This window comes from Bradyrhizobium sp. 25ACV, from assembly GCF_054863005.1.
Genome location: NZ_JAVAYO010000007.1, coordinates 46445 through 62676, shown reverse-complemented (window position 1 = coordinate 62676; position 16232 = coordinate 46445). Strand labels below are relative to the sequence as shown.

Annotated in this window: 14 protein-coding genes; 9 read left to right on the top strand and 5 right to left on the bottom strand. The window is 64.1% G+C overall.

The features are described 5' to 3' along the window. Positions 1 to 90 precede the first annotated feature (90 nt). Together RAD04_RS17690 and RAD04_RS17685 are read left to right on the top strand one after the other, a co-directional pair. Entirely contained in the window at positions 91 to 594 is a 504-nt protein-coding gene (locus RAD04_RS17690) for a GFA family protein (RefSeq protein ID WP_461624783.1), read from the top strand. 257 nt (positions 595 to 851) lie between these two features. Next, positions 852 to 2513, top strand: coding sequence for a thiamine pyrophosphate-binding protein (locus RAD04_RS17685; protein WP_461624782.1), 1662 nt, complete (start codon positions 852 to 854; stop codon positions 2511 to 2513). A 160-nt stretch (positions 2514 to 2673) separates the two neighbouring features. On the opposite strand, the gene RAD04_RS17680 is transcribed toward RAD04_RS17685, so the two are convergent. Next, positions 2674 to 4053: an LLM class flavin-dependent oxidoreductase gene (locus RAD04_RS17680; RefSeq protein ID WP_461624781.1), complete on the bottom strand. Its 1380-nt coding sequence runs from the start codon at positions 4051 to 4053 to the stop codon at positions 2674 to 2676. A 263-nt stretch (positions 4054 to 4316) separates the two neighbouring features. Here RAD04_RS17680 and RAD04_RS17675 point away from each other — a divergent pair, with 263 nt between their 5' ends. From RAD04_RS17675 to RAD04_RS17650, 6 genes are all read left to right on the top strand, one after another. After that, positions 4317 to 5702 carry a M20 family metallopeptidase gene (locus RAD04_RS17675; RefSeq protein ID WP_461624780.1) on the top strand — a complete coding sequence of 462 codons (1386 nt, stop codon included), beginning with the start codon at positions 4317 to 4319 and terminating at the stop codon, positions 5700 to 5702. Positions 5703 to 5803: 101 nt separating this feature from the next. Next, entirely contained in the window at positions 5804 to 6715 is a 912-nt protein-coding gene (locus tag RAD04_RS17670; protein WP_461624779.1) for an amino acid ABC transporter substrate-binding protein, read from the top strand. Between the two features lie 115 nt (positions 6716 to 6830). Beyond that, positions 6831 to 7562 carry an amino acid ABC transporter permease gene (locus tag RAD04_RS17665; RefSeq protein ID WP_104463171.1) on the top strand — a complete coding sequence of 244 codons (732 nt, stop codon included), beginning with the start codon at positions 6831 to 6833 and terminating at the stop codon, positions 7560 to 7562. Between the two features lie 3 nt (positions 7563 to 7565). Next, positions 7566 to 8258 carry an amino acid ABC transporter permease gene (locus tag RAD04_RS17660; RefSeq protein ID WP_028140044.1) on the top strand — a complete coding sequence of 231 codons (693 nt, stop codon included), beginning with the start codon at positions 7566 to 7568 and terminating at the stop codon, positions 8256 to 8258. Positions 8259 to 8270: 12 nt separating this feature from the next. Then, positions 8271 to 9002 (top strand): amino acid ABC transporter ATP-binding protein, encoded by a 732-nt coding sequence (locus RAD04_RS17655; RefSeq protein ID WP_018321511.1) that lies wholly within the window; start codon positions 8271 to 8273, stop codon positions 9000 to 9002. A 167-nt stretch (positions 9003 to 9169) separates the two neighbouring features. Further along, a complete protein-coding gene (locus RAD04_RS17650; RefSeq protein ID WP_461624778.1) occupies positions 9170 to 10030 on the top strand; it encodes a D-amino-acid transaminase in 861 nt (286 codons plus the stop codon). A 137-nt stretch (positions 10031 to 10167) separates the two neighbouring features. Here the strand turns inward: RAD04_RS17650 and RAD04_RS17645 are convergent, their stop codons facing one another. The 3 genes from RAD04_RS17645 to RAD04_RS17635 form a co-directional block, all read right to left on the bottom strand. Continuing rightward, positions 10168 to 10629 (bottom strand): carboxymuconolactone decarboxylase family protein, encoded by a 462-nt coding sequence (locus RAD04_RS17645; RefSeq protein ID WP_461624777.1) that lies wholly within the window; start codon positions 10627 to 10629, stop codon positions 10168 to 10170. A 28-nt stretch (positions 10630 to 10657) separates the two neighbouring features. Continuing rightward, positions 10658 to 12268, bottom strand: a complete 1611-nt coding sequence (locus RAD04_RS17640; RefSeq protein WP_461624776.1) for an MDR family MFS transporter — start codon at positions 12266 to 12268, stop codon at positions 10658 to 10660. Between the two features lie 117 nt (positions 12269 to 12385). Next, entirely contained in the window at positions 12386 to 13567 is a 1182-nt protein-coding gene (locus tag RAD04_RS17635; protein WP_461624775.1) for an HlyD family secretion protein, read from the bottom strand. Positions 13568 to 13863: 296 nt separating this feature from the next. Here RAD04_RS17635 and RAD04_RS17630 point away from each other — a divergent pair, with 296 nt between their 5' ends. Beyond that, complete coding sequence (locus RAD04_RS17630) at positions 13864 to 14775, top strand: LysR family transcriptional regulator (RefSeq protein ID WP_461624774.1); 912 nt, start codon at positions 13864 to 13866, stop codon at positions 14773 to 14775. Here RAD04_RS17630 and iaaH read toward each other — a convergent pair. Then, on the bottom strand, positions 14770 to 16194 hold the full coding sequence (gene iaaH / locus RAD04_RS17625) for an indoleacetamide hydrolase (protein WP_461624773.1): 1425 nt from the start codon (positions 16192 to 16194) through the stop codon (positions 14770 to 14772). The genes RAD04_RS17630 and iaaH overlap by 6 nt on opposite strands. Between the last annotated feature and the right edge of the window lie 38 nt (positions 16195 to 16232).

The following is a 16232-nucleotide window of genomic DNA, read 5'->3' as shown; positions in this document are numbered from 1 at the left end:
AACTATAGTGCGCAATTGCGCACCGGAGAATCTCGAGATTCCGGGTCTGGTGCTTCGCACCATCCCGGAATGACAGCAGGGAAAACACAAATGGCCAAAGCCGCAGCCGCCGCAGGGATTGCCACCGGCCAATGCCTCTGCGGCAAGGTGACTTTCGAGATCGACATCCCTGCGCGCTGGGCCTGGCACGATCACTCCGCCGCCAGTCGCCGTGCCCACGGCGCGGCCTATGCGACCTATGTCGGCAGCTGGAAGAAGCGGTTTCGCATCACGTCAGGCAAGACGGCGCTTGCGCGTTACGAGGACAAGGCGACCAAGACCACGCGTAGCTTCTGCTCGCAATGCGGCACGCCGATTGCCTATGAACGTCCGCGCGGTCCGCACATGGTCAACATCCCGCGTGCGCTCTTTAGGGAGCGCACCGGCCGCCAGCCGCTCTATCACATCGCGATCGAGGAGCTGCAGGAATGGGCCTATACCGGCGAGCCGCTGGTGCCGCTGAAAGGCTTCCCCGGCGTGGTCTGGCAGCGCTCGAAAAAGAAGAAGCGGGCAGGTGGCGAGGACCCGTTCGAGCTGGGGCGGGAGGAAATGTAGCTCCACTCTCATGCCCCGGACGCAGTGCGGCGCGGAGTGCCGCGCTGCTGAGCCGGGGCCCATGCGGCGGAGAATGCGGTGAGCAACTGGGTCCCGGCTCTGCGCCGCAACGCTTCGCGCTGCGTCGCGTCCGGGACACGAGAGCGCGGTTTGTGCGCCCGCGCAACGCAGCCATGACCACGCTTCCTTGCGCGCCTCCCGCGACTTCGGCCATCATGCTTTCAGTCCTTGCGGCAACGTCCGCTCCTGGAGGAAACATGAAGAACAAGATCACCGGTCGCTCCGCCTTTCTCGCGCTGCTCAAGGACGAGGGCATCACGCATCTGTTCGGCAACCCCGGCACCACCGAGCTGCCGATCATGCATGCGCTGAAGGATCATCCCGACCTCACCTATGTGATGGCGATGCAGGAGAGCCTGGTGGTGGCGATCGCCGATGGCTATAGCCGCGCCTCGGGAAAGCTCGTCGCCTGCAACGTGCACGTCGCGCCCGGCCTCGGCAACGCGATGGGCTCGCTCTACAACGCCCAGTTCACGGGCACGCCGATGATCCTGACCGCCGGCCAGCAGGAGCAGGGCCATGGCCTGATGGAGCCGGTGCTGTATGGGCCGCTGGTGCGGATGGCCGAGCCGCTGGTGAAGTGGGCGGTGGAGGTGACGCGGCTGGAGGATCTGCCGCGCATCGTGCGCCGTGCCGCCAAGATTGCGACGACGCCGCCGACGGGGCCGGTGTTCATCTCGCTGCCCGGCGACATCCTGAACAGCGAAGCCGGGATCGATCTCGGCCGCTCCACCCGCATCGACGCGCGGACGAGACCGTCGGACGAAGCGCTCAAGGCGTTTGCTGCGCGCCTGCTCAGGGCGGAGCGCCCCGTGATCGTCACCATGGACGAGGTGGTCAAGAGCGATGCGCTGAAGGAGGCCGCCGAACTCGCCGAGCTGCTCGGCGCGGCCGCTTACCAGTCCTCGACGCCCTACGGCTCGCACTTCCTGTCGGAGAGCCCGAGCTTCGTCGGCACGCTGGCGCGCGTGCAGAAGGTCGCGCGCGATACGCTCGCGCCATACGACCTCCTGATCGCGCTCGGCGGCGATCCCTTGCGGATGTCTGTCTATAGCGAGGTCGATGCGCTGCCCGATGGACTCGGCGTCGTGCAGATCGGTCTCGTCGATTGGGAGATCGCCAAGAATTACGGCGCCGAAATCGCGCTCAAGGCGGATCTGAAGGAAACGCTGCACGCGTTGATCCCGGTGCTGAAGGAGATGGGTGGTGCAGCACTTGCGAGCCGCGCCAAGCAGCGTCTCGCCGAACTCGCGCCGAAGAACTGGACCGGGCGGCGTGCCGCGCTGGTCGAGCAGATCGGCAAGAGCGCGGGACGTGCGCCGATCGATCCGGATTTTCTGGTGCTGCAGATGGTCGAGGCCATGCCGGATAACGCCATCCTCGTCGACGAAGGCCTCACCTCCAGCCGTCAGGTCACGGCGCTGCGGCCGCATCGCGATCGCTACGGCTATCACGGTCTTGCCTCGGGCGGCATCGGCTGGGGCCTGCCGGCCTCGGTCGGCGCCAGCATCGCCAATCCTGATCGCCCCGTCGTCTGCTTCTCGGGCGATGGCAGTGCGATGTATTCGATCCAGTCGCTATGGACCGCGGCGCATCACAAGCTGCCGCTCAACGTCGTCATCGCCAACAATGGTGGCTACCGCATCATCAAGCAGCGACTGCTCGCCTTCCATGGCGACGACAATTATGTCGGCATGGATTTCGTCGATCCGCCCGTGGATTTCGCCGGCGTCGCCAAGGCGCTCGGCTGCGAGGCAATCAAGGTGAGCGATCCCCGCGAGCTGAAGGCGACGCTGGCGTCGGCGTTTGGCCGGCCGGGGACGAAGCTGATCGAGGTGATGGTGGACGGGAAGGTGTAGGGCAGGCTGCCTCCACGGCGTCGTCCCGGCGAACGCCGGGACCCATACCGCGCGATCTATCGATTGCGGGTGCTACCAATCCCGAACGACCAGTCTTCGCCAAATTACTCCCTGGGGTTATGGGTCCCGGCGTTCGCCGGGACGACATGGAGTGTGGCGCCTACCCCTTCTTCCCCACTCGATACCCCGCCGCCGGATGCGGCGCATCGAGCCTTGCGTGGCCGGCGCCGAACAGCTTCTCCCGCAGCGTGCCCTTCGCATATTCCGGCTTGTAACGTCCGCGCCGCGTCAGCTCCGGCACCAGCATGTCGGCGATATCCTCGAAATCGCCGGGCGAGATCGCAAACGCGACGTTGAGGCCGTCGACATCGGTCTTCTCGAACCAGTCCTCGATCTTGTCTGCGACCATCTCCGGCGTGCCGACCACGACAGGGCCGGCGCCGCCGATGCCGACATGCTCGATGACGTCGCGCACGGTCCAGACGCGGTCCGGATCGCCCCGGGTGACGTTGTCGAGGGCGCTGCGACCGGCATCGTTCTGGACGTGACGCACCTGCTGGTCGAGCTCGTAGCCGGAAAAGTCGATGCCGGTCCATCCCGACATCAGGGCCAGCGCGCCTTCCGGACTGATATGCGACCGGTAGTCGGCATATTTCGCCGCAGCTTCCGCTTCCGTGTTGCCGAGGATGATCGTCATCATGTTGAACATCAGGATCTCAGCCGGATTGCGGCCGACCGCGGCGGCCTCCTGGCGGATCGCCGACACGCGCGGGGCAATGATCTTGGCTGACGGTCCCGACATGAACACGCATTCGGCATGCTTGGCCGCGAACTGGCGGCCACGCGGCGAGGTGCCGGCCTGGTACAGCACCGGCGTGCGCTGGGGCGAGGGCTCGCTGAGGTGAATGGTGTTGTTGATGCGGTAGTTCGCGCTCTCGTGATTGATGCGATGGACTTTGGCGGGATCGGTGAAGATGCCGCGCTTGCGGTCGCGCAGCACGGCGTCGTCCTCCCAGCTCCCTTCCCATAATTTGTAGACCACCTCCATATATTCGTCCGCGATGTCGTAGCGGTCATCATGCCCGGTCTGCTTGTCCTTGCCGGCGCCACGCGCGGCACTGTCGAGGTAGCCGGTGACGACATTCCAGCCGATCCGCCCCTCGGTGAGATGATCCAGCGTCGACATCCGCCGCGCGAACGGGTAGGGCGGCTCGAACGACAGATTGCTGGTGACGCCGAAGCCGAGGTCTTTCGTCACCGCGGCCATCGCCGAGAGCAGCAGCAGCGGCTCGTTCGACGGCGTCTGTGCTGCGTTGCGCAAGGCCGCGTCAGGGCTGTTGCCGTAGACGTCGTAGACGCCGAGCACATCGGCCAGGAACAGTCCGTCGAAACGGCCGCGCTCCAGCGTCCTGGCGAGATCGATCCAATAGGGCAGGCGGTTATACTCGGCGGTGCGGTCGCGCGGATGGGTCCACAGGCCCGGCGACTGGTGCGCGACGCAGTTCATCGCAAAGGCGTTGAGCCTGATCTGCTTGGCCATGATCGTTCCCCGGCGCTCTATACTGAGCGCTCTTCGAATGGTAGATGTGCGCCCGAACTTGGCGAAGTTCTTGCATATAACCTGCGCTTGGCAAGGCCAAAATCAGCGGGCTGCCGCCCTTGGCAAGCCAGTCTCAAGAGAGCAAGAACGAAATCACAAGAGAAGTTCAAGAGAACTCCAAGAACTATCGACGTCCCCGCCACTTTCGAAGGCCACCCTGTCTCGGGTAGGGTCCTTCGTCTCAAAGTCTCGAAAAGCAAGTCATGACCAGAGCCGACGCCATCGCCCGCGCCCGTGAGGATTTCAAATCCGGTGCGTTTCTCGCTGAACTCGACCGCCGCGTCGCCTTCAAGACCGAAAGCCAGAATCCCTCGCGCGGTCCCGAGCTGCGCGCCTATCTGGAACAGGAGATGGTGCCGGCCTTCGCGGCGCTCGATTTCACCAGCCGCATCGTCGAGTCCCCCAGTGGCAAGTCGCCGTTCCTGTTCGCCGAGCATCACGAAAGCGCCTCCGCGCCGACCGTGCTGATCTACGGCCATGGCGACGTCGTCGACGGCATGGAGGGCGAGTGGCGCGAGGGCCGCGATCCCTGGCGCACGACGGTTGCGGGCACGCGGCTCTATGGCCGCGGCACCGCTGACAACAAGGGCCAGCATAGCATCAACATGGCGGCACTCCGCGCGGTGCGCGACGCCCGTGGCGGCAAGCTCGGCTTCAACGCCAAGTTCATCGTCGAGATGGGCGAGGAGATCGGCTCGCCCGATCTGGGCAAGGTCTGCGACCTCAATCGCGACGCGCTCAAGGCCGATCTGTTCATGGCCTCCGACGGGCCGCGCCTGTCCGCCGACCGCCCGACGCTGTTCCTGGGATGCCGCGGCGGCATCCGCATTCATCTCGATGTGAACCTGCGCGATGGCGGCCACCATTCCGGCAATTGGGGCGGCGTGCTCGCCAACCCCGCGACCATTCTGGTCAATGCGATCTCGACGCTGGTCGACGGCCATGGCCGCCTGCAGCTCGACGCGCTGAAGCCGCCGCGTCTCAGCAACCAGATCCGCAGCTATCTTGCCGACGTACAGGTGGTGCCGACCGAGGACGAGCCGGCGCTTGCCGAGAGCTGGGGCGAGGAGGGGCTGTCGGCCGCCGAGCGGCTTTACGCCTGGAACACGCTGGAAGTGCTGGCGATGTCATCGGGCAATATCGAGAAGCCGGCCAACGCCATTCCAGGCCATGCCAATGCCGTGCTGCAACTGCGTTTCGTGGTCGGCACCGAGGTCGGCGGCCTGATCGAGGCGGTCCGCGCGCACCTTGTCCAGAGGGGCTTTCCGATGGTCGAGGTGCGAGCGGCGCAGAGCTTTGCTGCATCGCGGACCGATTTCGACAGCCCCTGGATCAAATGGGCCGCGGATTCGGTGAAACAGACCACCGGCAAGCCGCCGGCAGTGCTGCCGAACTTCGGCGGCTCGCTGCCCAACGACGTATTCTCCGAGTTCCTGGGTCTGCCGACGATCTGGGTCCCGCACTCCTATCCCGGCTGCTCCCAGCATGCGCCCAATGAGCACATCCTGCTGCCATTGACGGAAGAAGCCTTGACGGTGATGGCCGGCCTGTTCTGGGATCTCGGGGAATTGCCCAAGCCGCTGACCTGAGCCCATTAACCTCTGCCGCAAGCCAGCCGAAAGTCACATTCTAATCCGGCCCAATCTGTGCTTGCATCCGGGCCGCATCATCCTGAAAGGGGACCAAAAAAGTGAAACATTTCCGTAGCATTGGGCTCGCGCTCGCCGCGACCTTCGCCGTCAGCCAGGCCGGGGCCCAGGAGCTGACAGGCACGCTGAAGAACATCAAGGACACCGGCGCCATCACGCTGGGCTTCCGCGACTCCTCGATCCCCTTCTCCTATCTCGACGACAATCAGAAGCCCGTCGGGTTCGCGATGGACATCTGCTACAAGATCGTCGACGCCGTGAAGAAGGAGCTCAAGCTCGACAAGCTCGAGGTCAAGCTCAACCCGGTGACGTCGGCGACCCGTATCCCGCTGATGGCCAACGGCACCATCGACCTCGAATGCGGCTCGACCACCAACAATGCCGAGCGCCAGAAGCAGGTCTCCTTCACCAACACCCACTTCCTGACCGCCAGCCGCTACGTCTTCAAGAAGTCGAGCGGCCTGAAGTCGATCGAGGACCTCAAGGGCAAGACGGTGGTCTCGACCGCGGGAACCACCAACATCAAGCAGCTCACCGAGGCCAACGTCGCGAAAAGCCTCGGCGCAAACATCATCCCCGCCAAGGACCACGCCGAAGCCTTCCTGATGGTCGAAACTGACCGCGCTGTCGCCTTCGTCATGGACGACATCTTGCTCGCGAGCCTCGTCGCCGGCTCGAAGTCGCCGGATGACTACGCCGTCTCCAAGGACGCATTCTCCAAGCCCGAGCCCTACGGCATCATGCTGCGCAAGGACGACGCTGCCTTCAAGAAGGTGGTCGATGGGGCGACCGCTGCGCTCTATACGTCCGGCGAGGCCCAGAAGATCTACGACAAGTGGTTCACGGCCAAGATTCCGCCGAAGGGCCTCAACCTCAATACCCCGATCTCGGCCGAGCTGAAGAACGAGTTCGCGAAGCCTTCGGACTCGCCGAACCCGGACGACTATAAGTAAGATAACCTCGATCTTTCGATCGGGATCATGTCCGGCCACTCTTGACACAGGGGTGGCCGGACATTTGCATAGGCAGCCAGGATATCTCTGACTGGCGCGTTCGCGCGGGGGACACGTGAACTACAACTGGAATTGGGGAATTTTTTTCCAGCCGAACCCGATGGGGACCGGCACCTATCTCGACATGCTGCTGTCGGGCCTGGTGCTGACTCTGAAGACCGCGGCGTTGGCCTGGGTCATCGCGCTGATCACCGGCTCGCTCGTCGGCGTCATGCGCACGCTGCCGTCGAAGGGTGCGAACTGGTTCGGCTTCGCTTATGTCGAATTCTTCCGCAACATGCCGCTGCTGGTGCAGCTGTTCCTGTGGTTCTTCGTGCTGCCTGAACTGCTACCGAAAGGCGCCGGCACCTGGCTGAAGCAGCTGCCGAACGCGCCGTTCTGGACGGCGGCGATCGGCGTCGGCTTCTTCATGTCGGCGCGCGTGGCCGTGCAGCTGCAGGCCGGCATCGGCTCACTGCCGCGCGGGCAGAAGATGGCGGCGACCGCGCTGGGTCTGACCACCGCACAGGGCTATCGCTATGTGTTGCTGCCGATGGCGTTCCGCATCATCCTGCCGCCGCTGACGTCGGAGTTCCTCAACACCATCAAGAACACGGCGGTCGCGATCACCATCGGCCTGCTCGAGCTGACCGGACAGGCGCGCTCGATGCAGGAGTTCTCGTTCCAGGTGTTCGAGGCCTTCACCGCCGCGACCATCCTCTATCTTCTCGTCAACGCCGTCGTCGTGACCGCGATGCGTTTCCTCGAGCGCTGGGTCGCGATCCCCGGCTACATCACGGGGAAATAAGCGATGTTCGGCAATCTCGATTTCGACGTCATCCGCCGCGCACTGCCCTATCTGTTCTACGAGGGCATGACGTTCACCCTGACGCTGACGGGGCTCGCAGCTCTCGGCGGCCTGGTCTTCGGCACGGCGCTCGCGCTGATGCGGTTGTCCGGCTTCAAGATCCTCGGCCGGATCGCCGGGGTCTATGTCGACTTCATGCGCTCGCTGCCGCTGGTGCTGGTCATCTTCTGGTTCTACTTCCTGGTGCCCTATATCGGGCAATGGCTGACCGGTGCCTCGCGTCCCATCAGCGTCGGCGCGTTCGCATCCTCGCTCATCACCTTCATCATGTTCGAGGCGGCGTACTTCTCCGAGATCATGCGCGCCGGCATTCAGTCGATCTCGCGCGGCCAGCCGGCCGCGGCCAGCGCGCTGGGGCTGACCTACGCCCAGACCATGCGTTACGTCGTGTTGCCGCAAGCCTTCCGCAACATGCTGCCGGTCCTGATCACCCAGACCATCGTGCTGTTCCAGGACACCTCGCTGGTCTACGTCCTCTCGATCACGGACTTCCTGGGAGCGGCGAGCAAGGTCGCGCAGCGCGACGGGCGCCTCGTCGAAATGTATCTGTTCGCAGCGGTCGTCTACTTCACCATTTCCTGTATCGCGTCCTTCGGCGTCCGTCGCCTTCAGGCGCGCATCGCCATCATTCGATAGAGCGTGTCGGTCATGATCGAAATCAGCCACGTCAACAAATGGTACACTCCGAGCTTCCAGGTGCTGACCGATTGCACCACCAGCGTCACCAAGGGCGAGGTGGTCGTGGTCTGCGGTCCCTCGGGCTCGGGCAAGTCGACGCTGATCAAATGCGTCAATGCGCTGGAGCCGTTCCAGAGCGGCGACATCAGCGTCGACGGCACCAAGGTCAACGATCCCAAGACCAATCTGCCCAAGCTGCGCTCGCGCGTCGGCATGGTGTTCCAGCACTTCGAGCTGTTCCCGCACCTCAAGATCATCGACAATCTCTGCCTCGCGCAGCAGAAGGTGCTGGGCAGGTCGTCTGACAAGGCGGTGACGAAGGGCATGATGCTGCTGGATCGCGTCGGCCTGAAGGAACAGGCGCAGAAGTTTCCCGCGCAGCTTTCCGGCGGCCAGCAGCAGCGCGTGGCGATCGCGCGCGCGCTCGCCATGGACCCGATCGTGATGCTGTTCGACGAGCCGACCTCGGCACTCGATCCCGAAATGGTCAGCGAAGTGCTCGACGTCATGGTCGATCTCGCCCATGAGGGCATGACCATGATGGTCGTCACCCACGAGATGGGGTTTGCCCGCAAGGTCGCCAACCGCGTGATCTTCATGGACCGCGGCGAGATCGTCGAGGACGCGGCCAAGGACGATTTCTTCGGCCAGCCGCGCAGCGACCGCGCGCAGAAGTTCTTGTCGAAGATTCTGTCGCATTAATTACCGCTGCCGTCATTCCGGGATGCGCCGAAGGCGCAGGCCCGGAATCTCGAGATTCCGGGTTCATTCGCTTTGCGAATGCCCCGGAATGACGAAACGAGGGATGATTGCGCCCCTCAATCAGCGTATAACGCCCCAAATTCCCCCTTCTCCCCAGGAGACCTGCCTTGGACCCGATCGCCTACGTCAACGGCTCATTCGTCCCGCTCTCGGACGCCAAGATCTCGGTCCTCGATCGCGGCTTCCTGTTTGCCGACGGCATCTATGAGGTCTCGGCCGTGCTCGACGGCAAGCTGGTCGACAACGCCTCGCATCTGGCGCGGCTGGAGCGCTCGGTCGGCGAGATCAGCTTGAAGCTGCCGGAGACGGTCGAGCGCATTACCGAGCTGCAGAAGGAGCTGATCGCGCGCAACAAGGTCGCCAACGGCCTCGTCTATCTCCAGGTGACGCGCGGCGCCGACAAGGGCCGCGACTTTCCGTTTCCCAAGGGCGACGTCAAGTCGAGCCTGGTGATGTTCACTTCCGAAAAGGACATCATCAACGCCGCATCCGCGAAGACCGGCATCAACGTCATTACCGTGCCTGATATCCGCTGGGAGCGGCGCGACATCAAGAGCGTGGCGTTGCTGGCGCAGGTCCTGGCAAAGCAGGCTGCGGCTGAGGCCGGCGCCGGCGAAGCCTGGATGCTGGAAGACGGCTACGTCACCGAGGGCGGCTCGTCCTCGGCGTTCATCCTCACCAAGGACGACGTCATCGTCACCCGCAAGAACTCCAACGCGATCCTGCCGGGCTGCACCCGCAAGGCCGTGGTGGCACTCGCCGAGGAGCGTCAGCTCCGTGTCGAGGAGCGCTCGTTCACGGTCGCCGAGGCGCTGGCTGCAAAGGAAGCTTTTGCCACCTCGGCGTCACTGTTTGTCCAGCCCGTGGTTGCGATCGACGGCAAGAAGATCGGCGACGGCAAGCCCGGCCCGATGGCCACGCGCCTGCGCGAAATCTACGTGGAGTTCGCCAAGGCGACGGCGGTCTGAGCCGCGTACTGAGCTGCCGTAGGGTGGGCAAAGCGCAGCGTGCCCACGTCCTGCCTATTTGATGGGAAGACGTGGGCACGGCGCAAGTGCGCCTTTGCCCACCCTACGAGACTTACCCGTGAGGGGAGCGCCTCCCGTCACGCCACGGACGCCTTCACCTTCACCGGATGAACCGCACGGAACGCAATCGCGATCCTGTTCCAGGCGTTGATGGCGCCGATCAGCATGGTCAGGTTCACCGTCTCTTCCTCGGAGAACTGCGCGCGGATCTGCTCGTAGACGTCGTCAGGCGCATGCGTCTGCGAGATCAGCGTTACCGATTCGGTCCAGGCCAGCGCGGCGCGTTCGCGATCGGTGTAAAGCGGGGATTCGCGCCAGGCATCGAGCAGGTAGATGCGCTGCTCGGTCTCGCCGCGCTTGCGCGCGTCCTCGGTGTGCATGTTGATGCAGAAGGCGCAGCCGTTGATCTGTGACGCCCGGATCTTGACGAGCTCGATCAGCGATTTTTCGAGTCCCGTGGACTGGATCTGCGTCTCCAGCGCCATCAGCGCTTTCATCGTGTCGGGCGCGGCCTGGTAGAAATTCATGCGAGGTCTCATGGTCGTTCTCCTTGCTTGCTGGGTTCGGTCAGTGGGCACCACCGGCTGAGGTCTGGCCGGGCTTCTTCAGGAACAGCACCGCGGCGAGCGCGACGATCAGCGCCATGCCGAGCAGATAAAACGTGTCGCTGAAGGCGAAGATATAGGCCTGCTTCTGCACGGTATGGCCAATCGCGACATAGGCGCGATGCGCCGCATCCGCACGGTCGAGGATGCCGTGATTGACGAAATATTGCGTGAGCTGTTCCAGGCGTGTGCGGGTGGCCTGCTCGAACACCGAGACCGACTGCATCAGCACGTTGGAGTGATACTGCTCGCGCTTGGTCAGCACGGTCTGGAGCAGTGCGATGCCGACAGCGCCGCCGAGATTGCGCATCATGTTGAACAGGCCGGAGGCCGAGCCCGCGTTCTCCGCCTCGATGCCCGCGGTGGCGACCGCCGACAGCGGCGCCATCACCAGCGCCTGGCCGATGGCGCGGACGACGTTGGGCCACAGCAGCTGGTCGGCGGCGTAATCATTGGTCATATAGATGTTCATGAAGTTGGAAGCCGCGAACAGCACGAAGCCGATGCCGATGATGACCCGCGCATCGAACTTTTGCATCAGGCGCGGCACCAGCGGAATCAGCAGGAGTTGCGGCAATCCGGTCCATGCCAACACCATGCCGATCTGCTCGGAATTGTAGCCCTGGATGCGCGACAGATATTGCGGCAGGATGAAGACCGAGCCGTACAGCGCGATGCCGAGCAGGAAGTTCGCGAGCATGCCGAAGCCGAAATTGCGGCGGACGAGCAGGCGCAGATTGAGCAGCGGCTTCTTCACCGTGAGCTCGATGATCAGGAAGGCGGCCAGCGCGACGGCCGCGATCACTGACAGCTTGACGATGAAGGGCGAGCCGAACCAGTCGTCCTTGTTGCCTTCCTCCAGCACGGTTTGCAGCGCCGATAGCCCGATCGCCATGGTGATGATGCCGGCCCAGTCGCCGTCGCGCAGCAGCGCCAGCTTCATCGGCCTGGCGTCGAGCGCGTACCAGAGCATGCCGACCATCACCGCGCCGGGGATGAGGTTGACGTAGAAGATGTACTCCCAGCCAAAATTCTCGGTGAGATAGCCGCCGATGGTCGGGCCGATCGCCGGCGCGAACGTCGCCGACAGCGCGAACAGCGCAAGACCGACCGGCTGTTTTGCGCGCGGCAGCAGCGTGATGATCAGCGTGAACGCCATCGGAATCAGCACGCCGCCGGTAAATCCCTGCACGGCGCGCAGCACGATCATCTGCGGCAGATCCTGCGCCAGTGCGCAGGCCGCCGAGAGAACCAGGAACAGGATCGCGTTGGTCAGAAGGTAAATCCGGATCGAGAACACCTGCGCCAGCCAGCCGGACAGCGGGATCACCACGATTTCCGCGATCAGATAGGAGGTCGAGATCCAGCCGCCGTCGTCGATGCCGGCGCCGATCGCGCCCTGGATGTCGGCGAGCGAGGCGTTGACGATCTGGATGTTCAGCACCGCCATGAAGGCGCCGAGCGTCGCGCCGATCACCGCGACCCAGGTCTTTGCGGATACCGCCGGCGTGGTCGGAGCTGCGGGGGCGGCGAGATTGGTGGCGGCGTCGACGGTCGGTTGCAACGTGCTCATGGAAGCCTCGTCTCGGGTGCGGAGACAGGATGCGTTCGGCGAATGGTTTCGATAATCGATGAAGTTATGGAGGGATCGTTCGGCAGGATTTGATAATCCCGCCGACGCCTTCCGGCTTCAGCCGCCGTTCGGGCGGGATGTGTTGTCGGCGAGGCGCTTCGCCGTCTCGCGCTCGGCCAGCACCGCCTGCTTGGTATCGACCGTCGGCACCGCCGACATGCCGGGGCGCAGCCGGCCGGTGAGGCTGTGGTCGTCGAGCACGATCTTCACCGGGACCCGCTGCACGATCTTGGTGAAATTGCCGGTGGCATTGTCGGGCGGCAGCAGCGCGAATTCGAGCCCGCTTGCCGGCGACAGGCTGTCGACATGGCCGTGCAGGGTTCGATTGCGAAAACTGTCGACGTGCAACTCGACCGGCTGACCCGGCCGCACATGCGTGAGCTGGGTCTCCTTGAAGTTGGCGACCACGTAGACCGCATCGAGCGGCACCACCGCCATCAATTGCGTGCCGGCCTGAACGTATTGACCGACGCGCAGCGAGCGGGCGCCGACGGTGCCGTCGACCGGCGCGGTGATCTCGGTATAGGACAGGTTCAACGTCGCCTGCTGCGCGACCGCGCGGGCCCGTTCGAGCTGGGCCGCCGTCTGGGCGCGCTGGGTGGTGAGCACGTCGATCTTGCGCTGCGCGGCCAGAAGGCCGAATTTCGCATGCTGCAATTGCGCGCTGCTCGCGCGAAGCGCCGCGTCGGTCTGCTGCGCGCGCTGGATCGTGCCGGAGCCGGTCTTCATGAGGTCGTCGTAACGGGCGCGCTCTTCCTGCGCGAATTTCAGGTTGGCGTCGGCAGCGGTGACATCAGCCGTGCTCTGCTCGATGATCGGCTGTTGCAGTTCGAGCTGGGCATCGATGTTGCGCACCGAGGCTTCGCCGGCGGCGACGTCGGCTTTGGCCTGGTCGAGCGCCGCCTTGAAGTCGCGGTCGTCGATCTTGGCCAGCGCCTGGCCGGCCTTCACCTTTTCGTTGTCGCTGACCAGCACCTTGGCGATGTAGCCGGAGATTTTTGGCGCGATGATCGTGGAGTCGGCCTTCACATAGGCGTCGTCGGTTGTCTCGAGGTAGCGGCCGTTGGTCCAGTAATCGTGCCCGTAATAGACAGCGGTTGCAGTGCCCGCGAGGAACGCGAGCGCCAGCGCCGCGCGCCGCACCCTGTTCCGGGCCGGGGCAGTCGGCGGGGTCTTGGGGTTATCGGGGGTGATTTCAGTTGCCTGCTGAAAAATCTCGGCGCGGGGCATCTCGGACATGGAAGTCTCCTATCGGCGTGCTGAGACTATTGGTCTTTCTGGGCCGGGTGATAATCGGCGAAATGCTGGAAGGATTATCCACCAGGGTTGGATAATCCGGAGAGATCGCCTTGGTTATGATGTCTAGCGAACCGGAGTCGCGACTGCCCCAGAGCGATTGCCGCGCCCGTCGAGCGATTGCTGTTAACCGCACCCGGGCTGCTGCACACGAGGCTTCACGCGGAGAAACTGATGTTTCGATAGATAATCGGGGTGAATTTCTTGCGATTATCCATCAAAAGCGGATAATCAGCGCCGTGGATCGATTGACCAGCCTCGAAGTCTTCAGCCGGGTGGTAGAGACCGGCGGCTTCTCTGCAGCCGCCCGCAAGCTCAACATGTCGACCACCATGGTGAGCAATCACGTTCAGGCGCTGGAAGACCGGCTCGGGGTGAGGCTGCTTCAGCGGACCACGCGCAAGGTCAACCTCACCGAGATCGGCAAGGCCTATTACGACCGGTGCGTCCAGATCCTCGCCGACATCGAACAGGCCGACGATATCGCAAGTGAATTGCAGTCGGTGCCCCGCGGCACGCTGCGCATCCACGTCGCCACGCATATGGTGCAGTTCGTCGCGCCTGTGGTGGCAAAGCTTCTGTCGACCTATTCGGAGCTCAAGGTCGATCTGCGCATGGGCGAGGCTGACGTCGATCTCATCGAGGAAGGCTACGATGTCGCCTTGCGCATGACCTCGCCGCCGGATTCAAGCCTGATCGTCCGTAGCCTCGCCACCTGGCGTCACGTGCTGTGCTGCTCGCACGATTATCTCGAGAAGCACGGCCGGGTGCAGAAGCTCGACGAGCTCGCCGCGCATAATTGTGGCCGGCACCTGAACTATCCGTTCGGCGACGAATGGCGCTTCCTCGATCGCAAAGGCGCACCGGCCTCCGTACGCATCTCGGGCAGCTTCGTCACCAATAGCGGAGAAGCGCTGCGCAAGGTCGCACTGGAGGGGGCCGCAATCTGTCTGATGGCGGGATTTCTCATTCAGGACGACCTCGAAGCCGGCCGCCTCGTGCGCCTCTTGCCGGAATATCGGACGATCGAGCTGTCGATGAACGCGGTCTATCCGCATCGTCATCATCTGTCGGCAAAGGTCAGGACCTTCATCGACCTGCTCGCGCACCACAGTTCCGAGCAGCAAAAACTGATCAATCCGTATTCATGAGCGGCGCGGCGGCGGCAGCCGTCCGAATACCTTGTCCAGCGCCATGCCGATCGCAACCAGCCGCTGATCGCTGCCCGCCGGGCCGTCCAGCTCAAGGCCGATCGGCAGCTCGCTGGTGGCGCCGAGCGCGATCGGGATCTGGATTCCGGGAATGCCGGCATTGCTGCCGGGATCGGTGTTCTGGATGAACAGTCCGAAGTTCTCGAGGCTGCTGGAGTCGGAATTGGAGGCGATTGCGACGCGCGGCGTGGTCGGGAAAGCGATGGCATCGAGCCGATGATCGGCGAAGGTCCTGGCATAGAGCGCCTGTAGCGCCGGTCGTGCGGTCTTGATCGCCGCGTCGTAGATCGGCCCGGCATCGAGCAGCGTATTGTCCGGACCCGGCAGTTTGCGCGGGATGACGAGGCCATCATAGGTGCCCTTCACGTCGGGGCTCGCAATCTCCCTCGCCAGTGCCTCGATGGTGAGGCCTGTGCCGGTGTGGGCGAGATATCCGACCATATCGTCATAGGCTTCGTACAGCGCGACCGGGAAGCCGACCTGGCCGTTGAGTTCGGCGAGCTGCGGCATCTCGACCTCGACCACCGTGACGCCGTGGGCCTTCATCCGCACGATGGCGGCCTGGAAAGCGGTTTCGGTGTCGACATCGAGATTGGTCAACATCGTCTTCACGATGCCGATCCGCACCTGCTTCAGGTCGGCAGGTAGGACCACCGCGCCACCCGCGATCACGCGATCGAGCAGCGCGACGTCGGCCATGGTCGCGGCCATCGGGCCTGCGGTGTCGCGCGTGTGCGAGATCGGGGCGATGCCTTCTTGTGGATAGCGGCCGACGGTCGGGCGCAGCGAGGCACATCCGTTCAGCGCGGCGGGCACGCGCACCGACCCACCAGTGTCGGTGCCGAGCCCGCCTGCGACGATCCGCGCGCCGATCGCAGCACCGGTCCCGGACGAGGAGCCGCCGGCGATCAGAGTGCGGTCATAGGCGTTGCGCACGCCGAACTCGGTGCCGGTCTTGAACGCGGTGTTGTAGCCGGAGATGCCGAAGGCCAGCTCATGCATGCTGGTCTTGCCAATGATGATCGCGCCCGCAGCGCGCAGCTTTGCCACGACCGGCGCATCGGCCCTTGGAACGTAATCTCTGAGTGCGGGTGTGCCGGCGCTACAGGGCAGTCCCGCGACCTCGATGTTGTCTTTGATCACGACGGGCACACCGCCGAGCGGCTTGTTCTTGTCGCCCGTCGCGTCGAATGCCGCGGCGGCCTTCAAGGCGTCGGCCTCGTCCAGCGTGACGAAGGCATTGAGATCGGCATTGGCCTTGGCGCGGGCAAGAGCCTCCGTTGTGAGCGCGGTACTCTCGACTGAACCGGCGCGGAGGGCGGCCGCGGCCTGGGTCAGGGTCAACTGGTCGAAATCCATGATGCGTCACCCGATTGGCGGGCAGCCGTCAGGGCGCC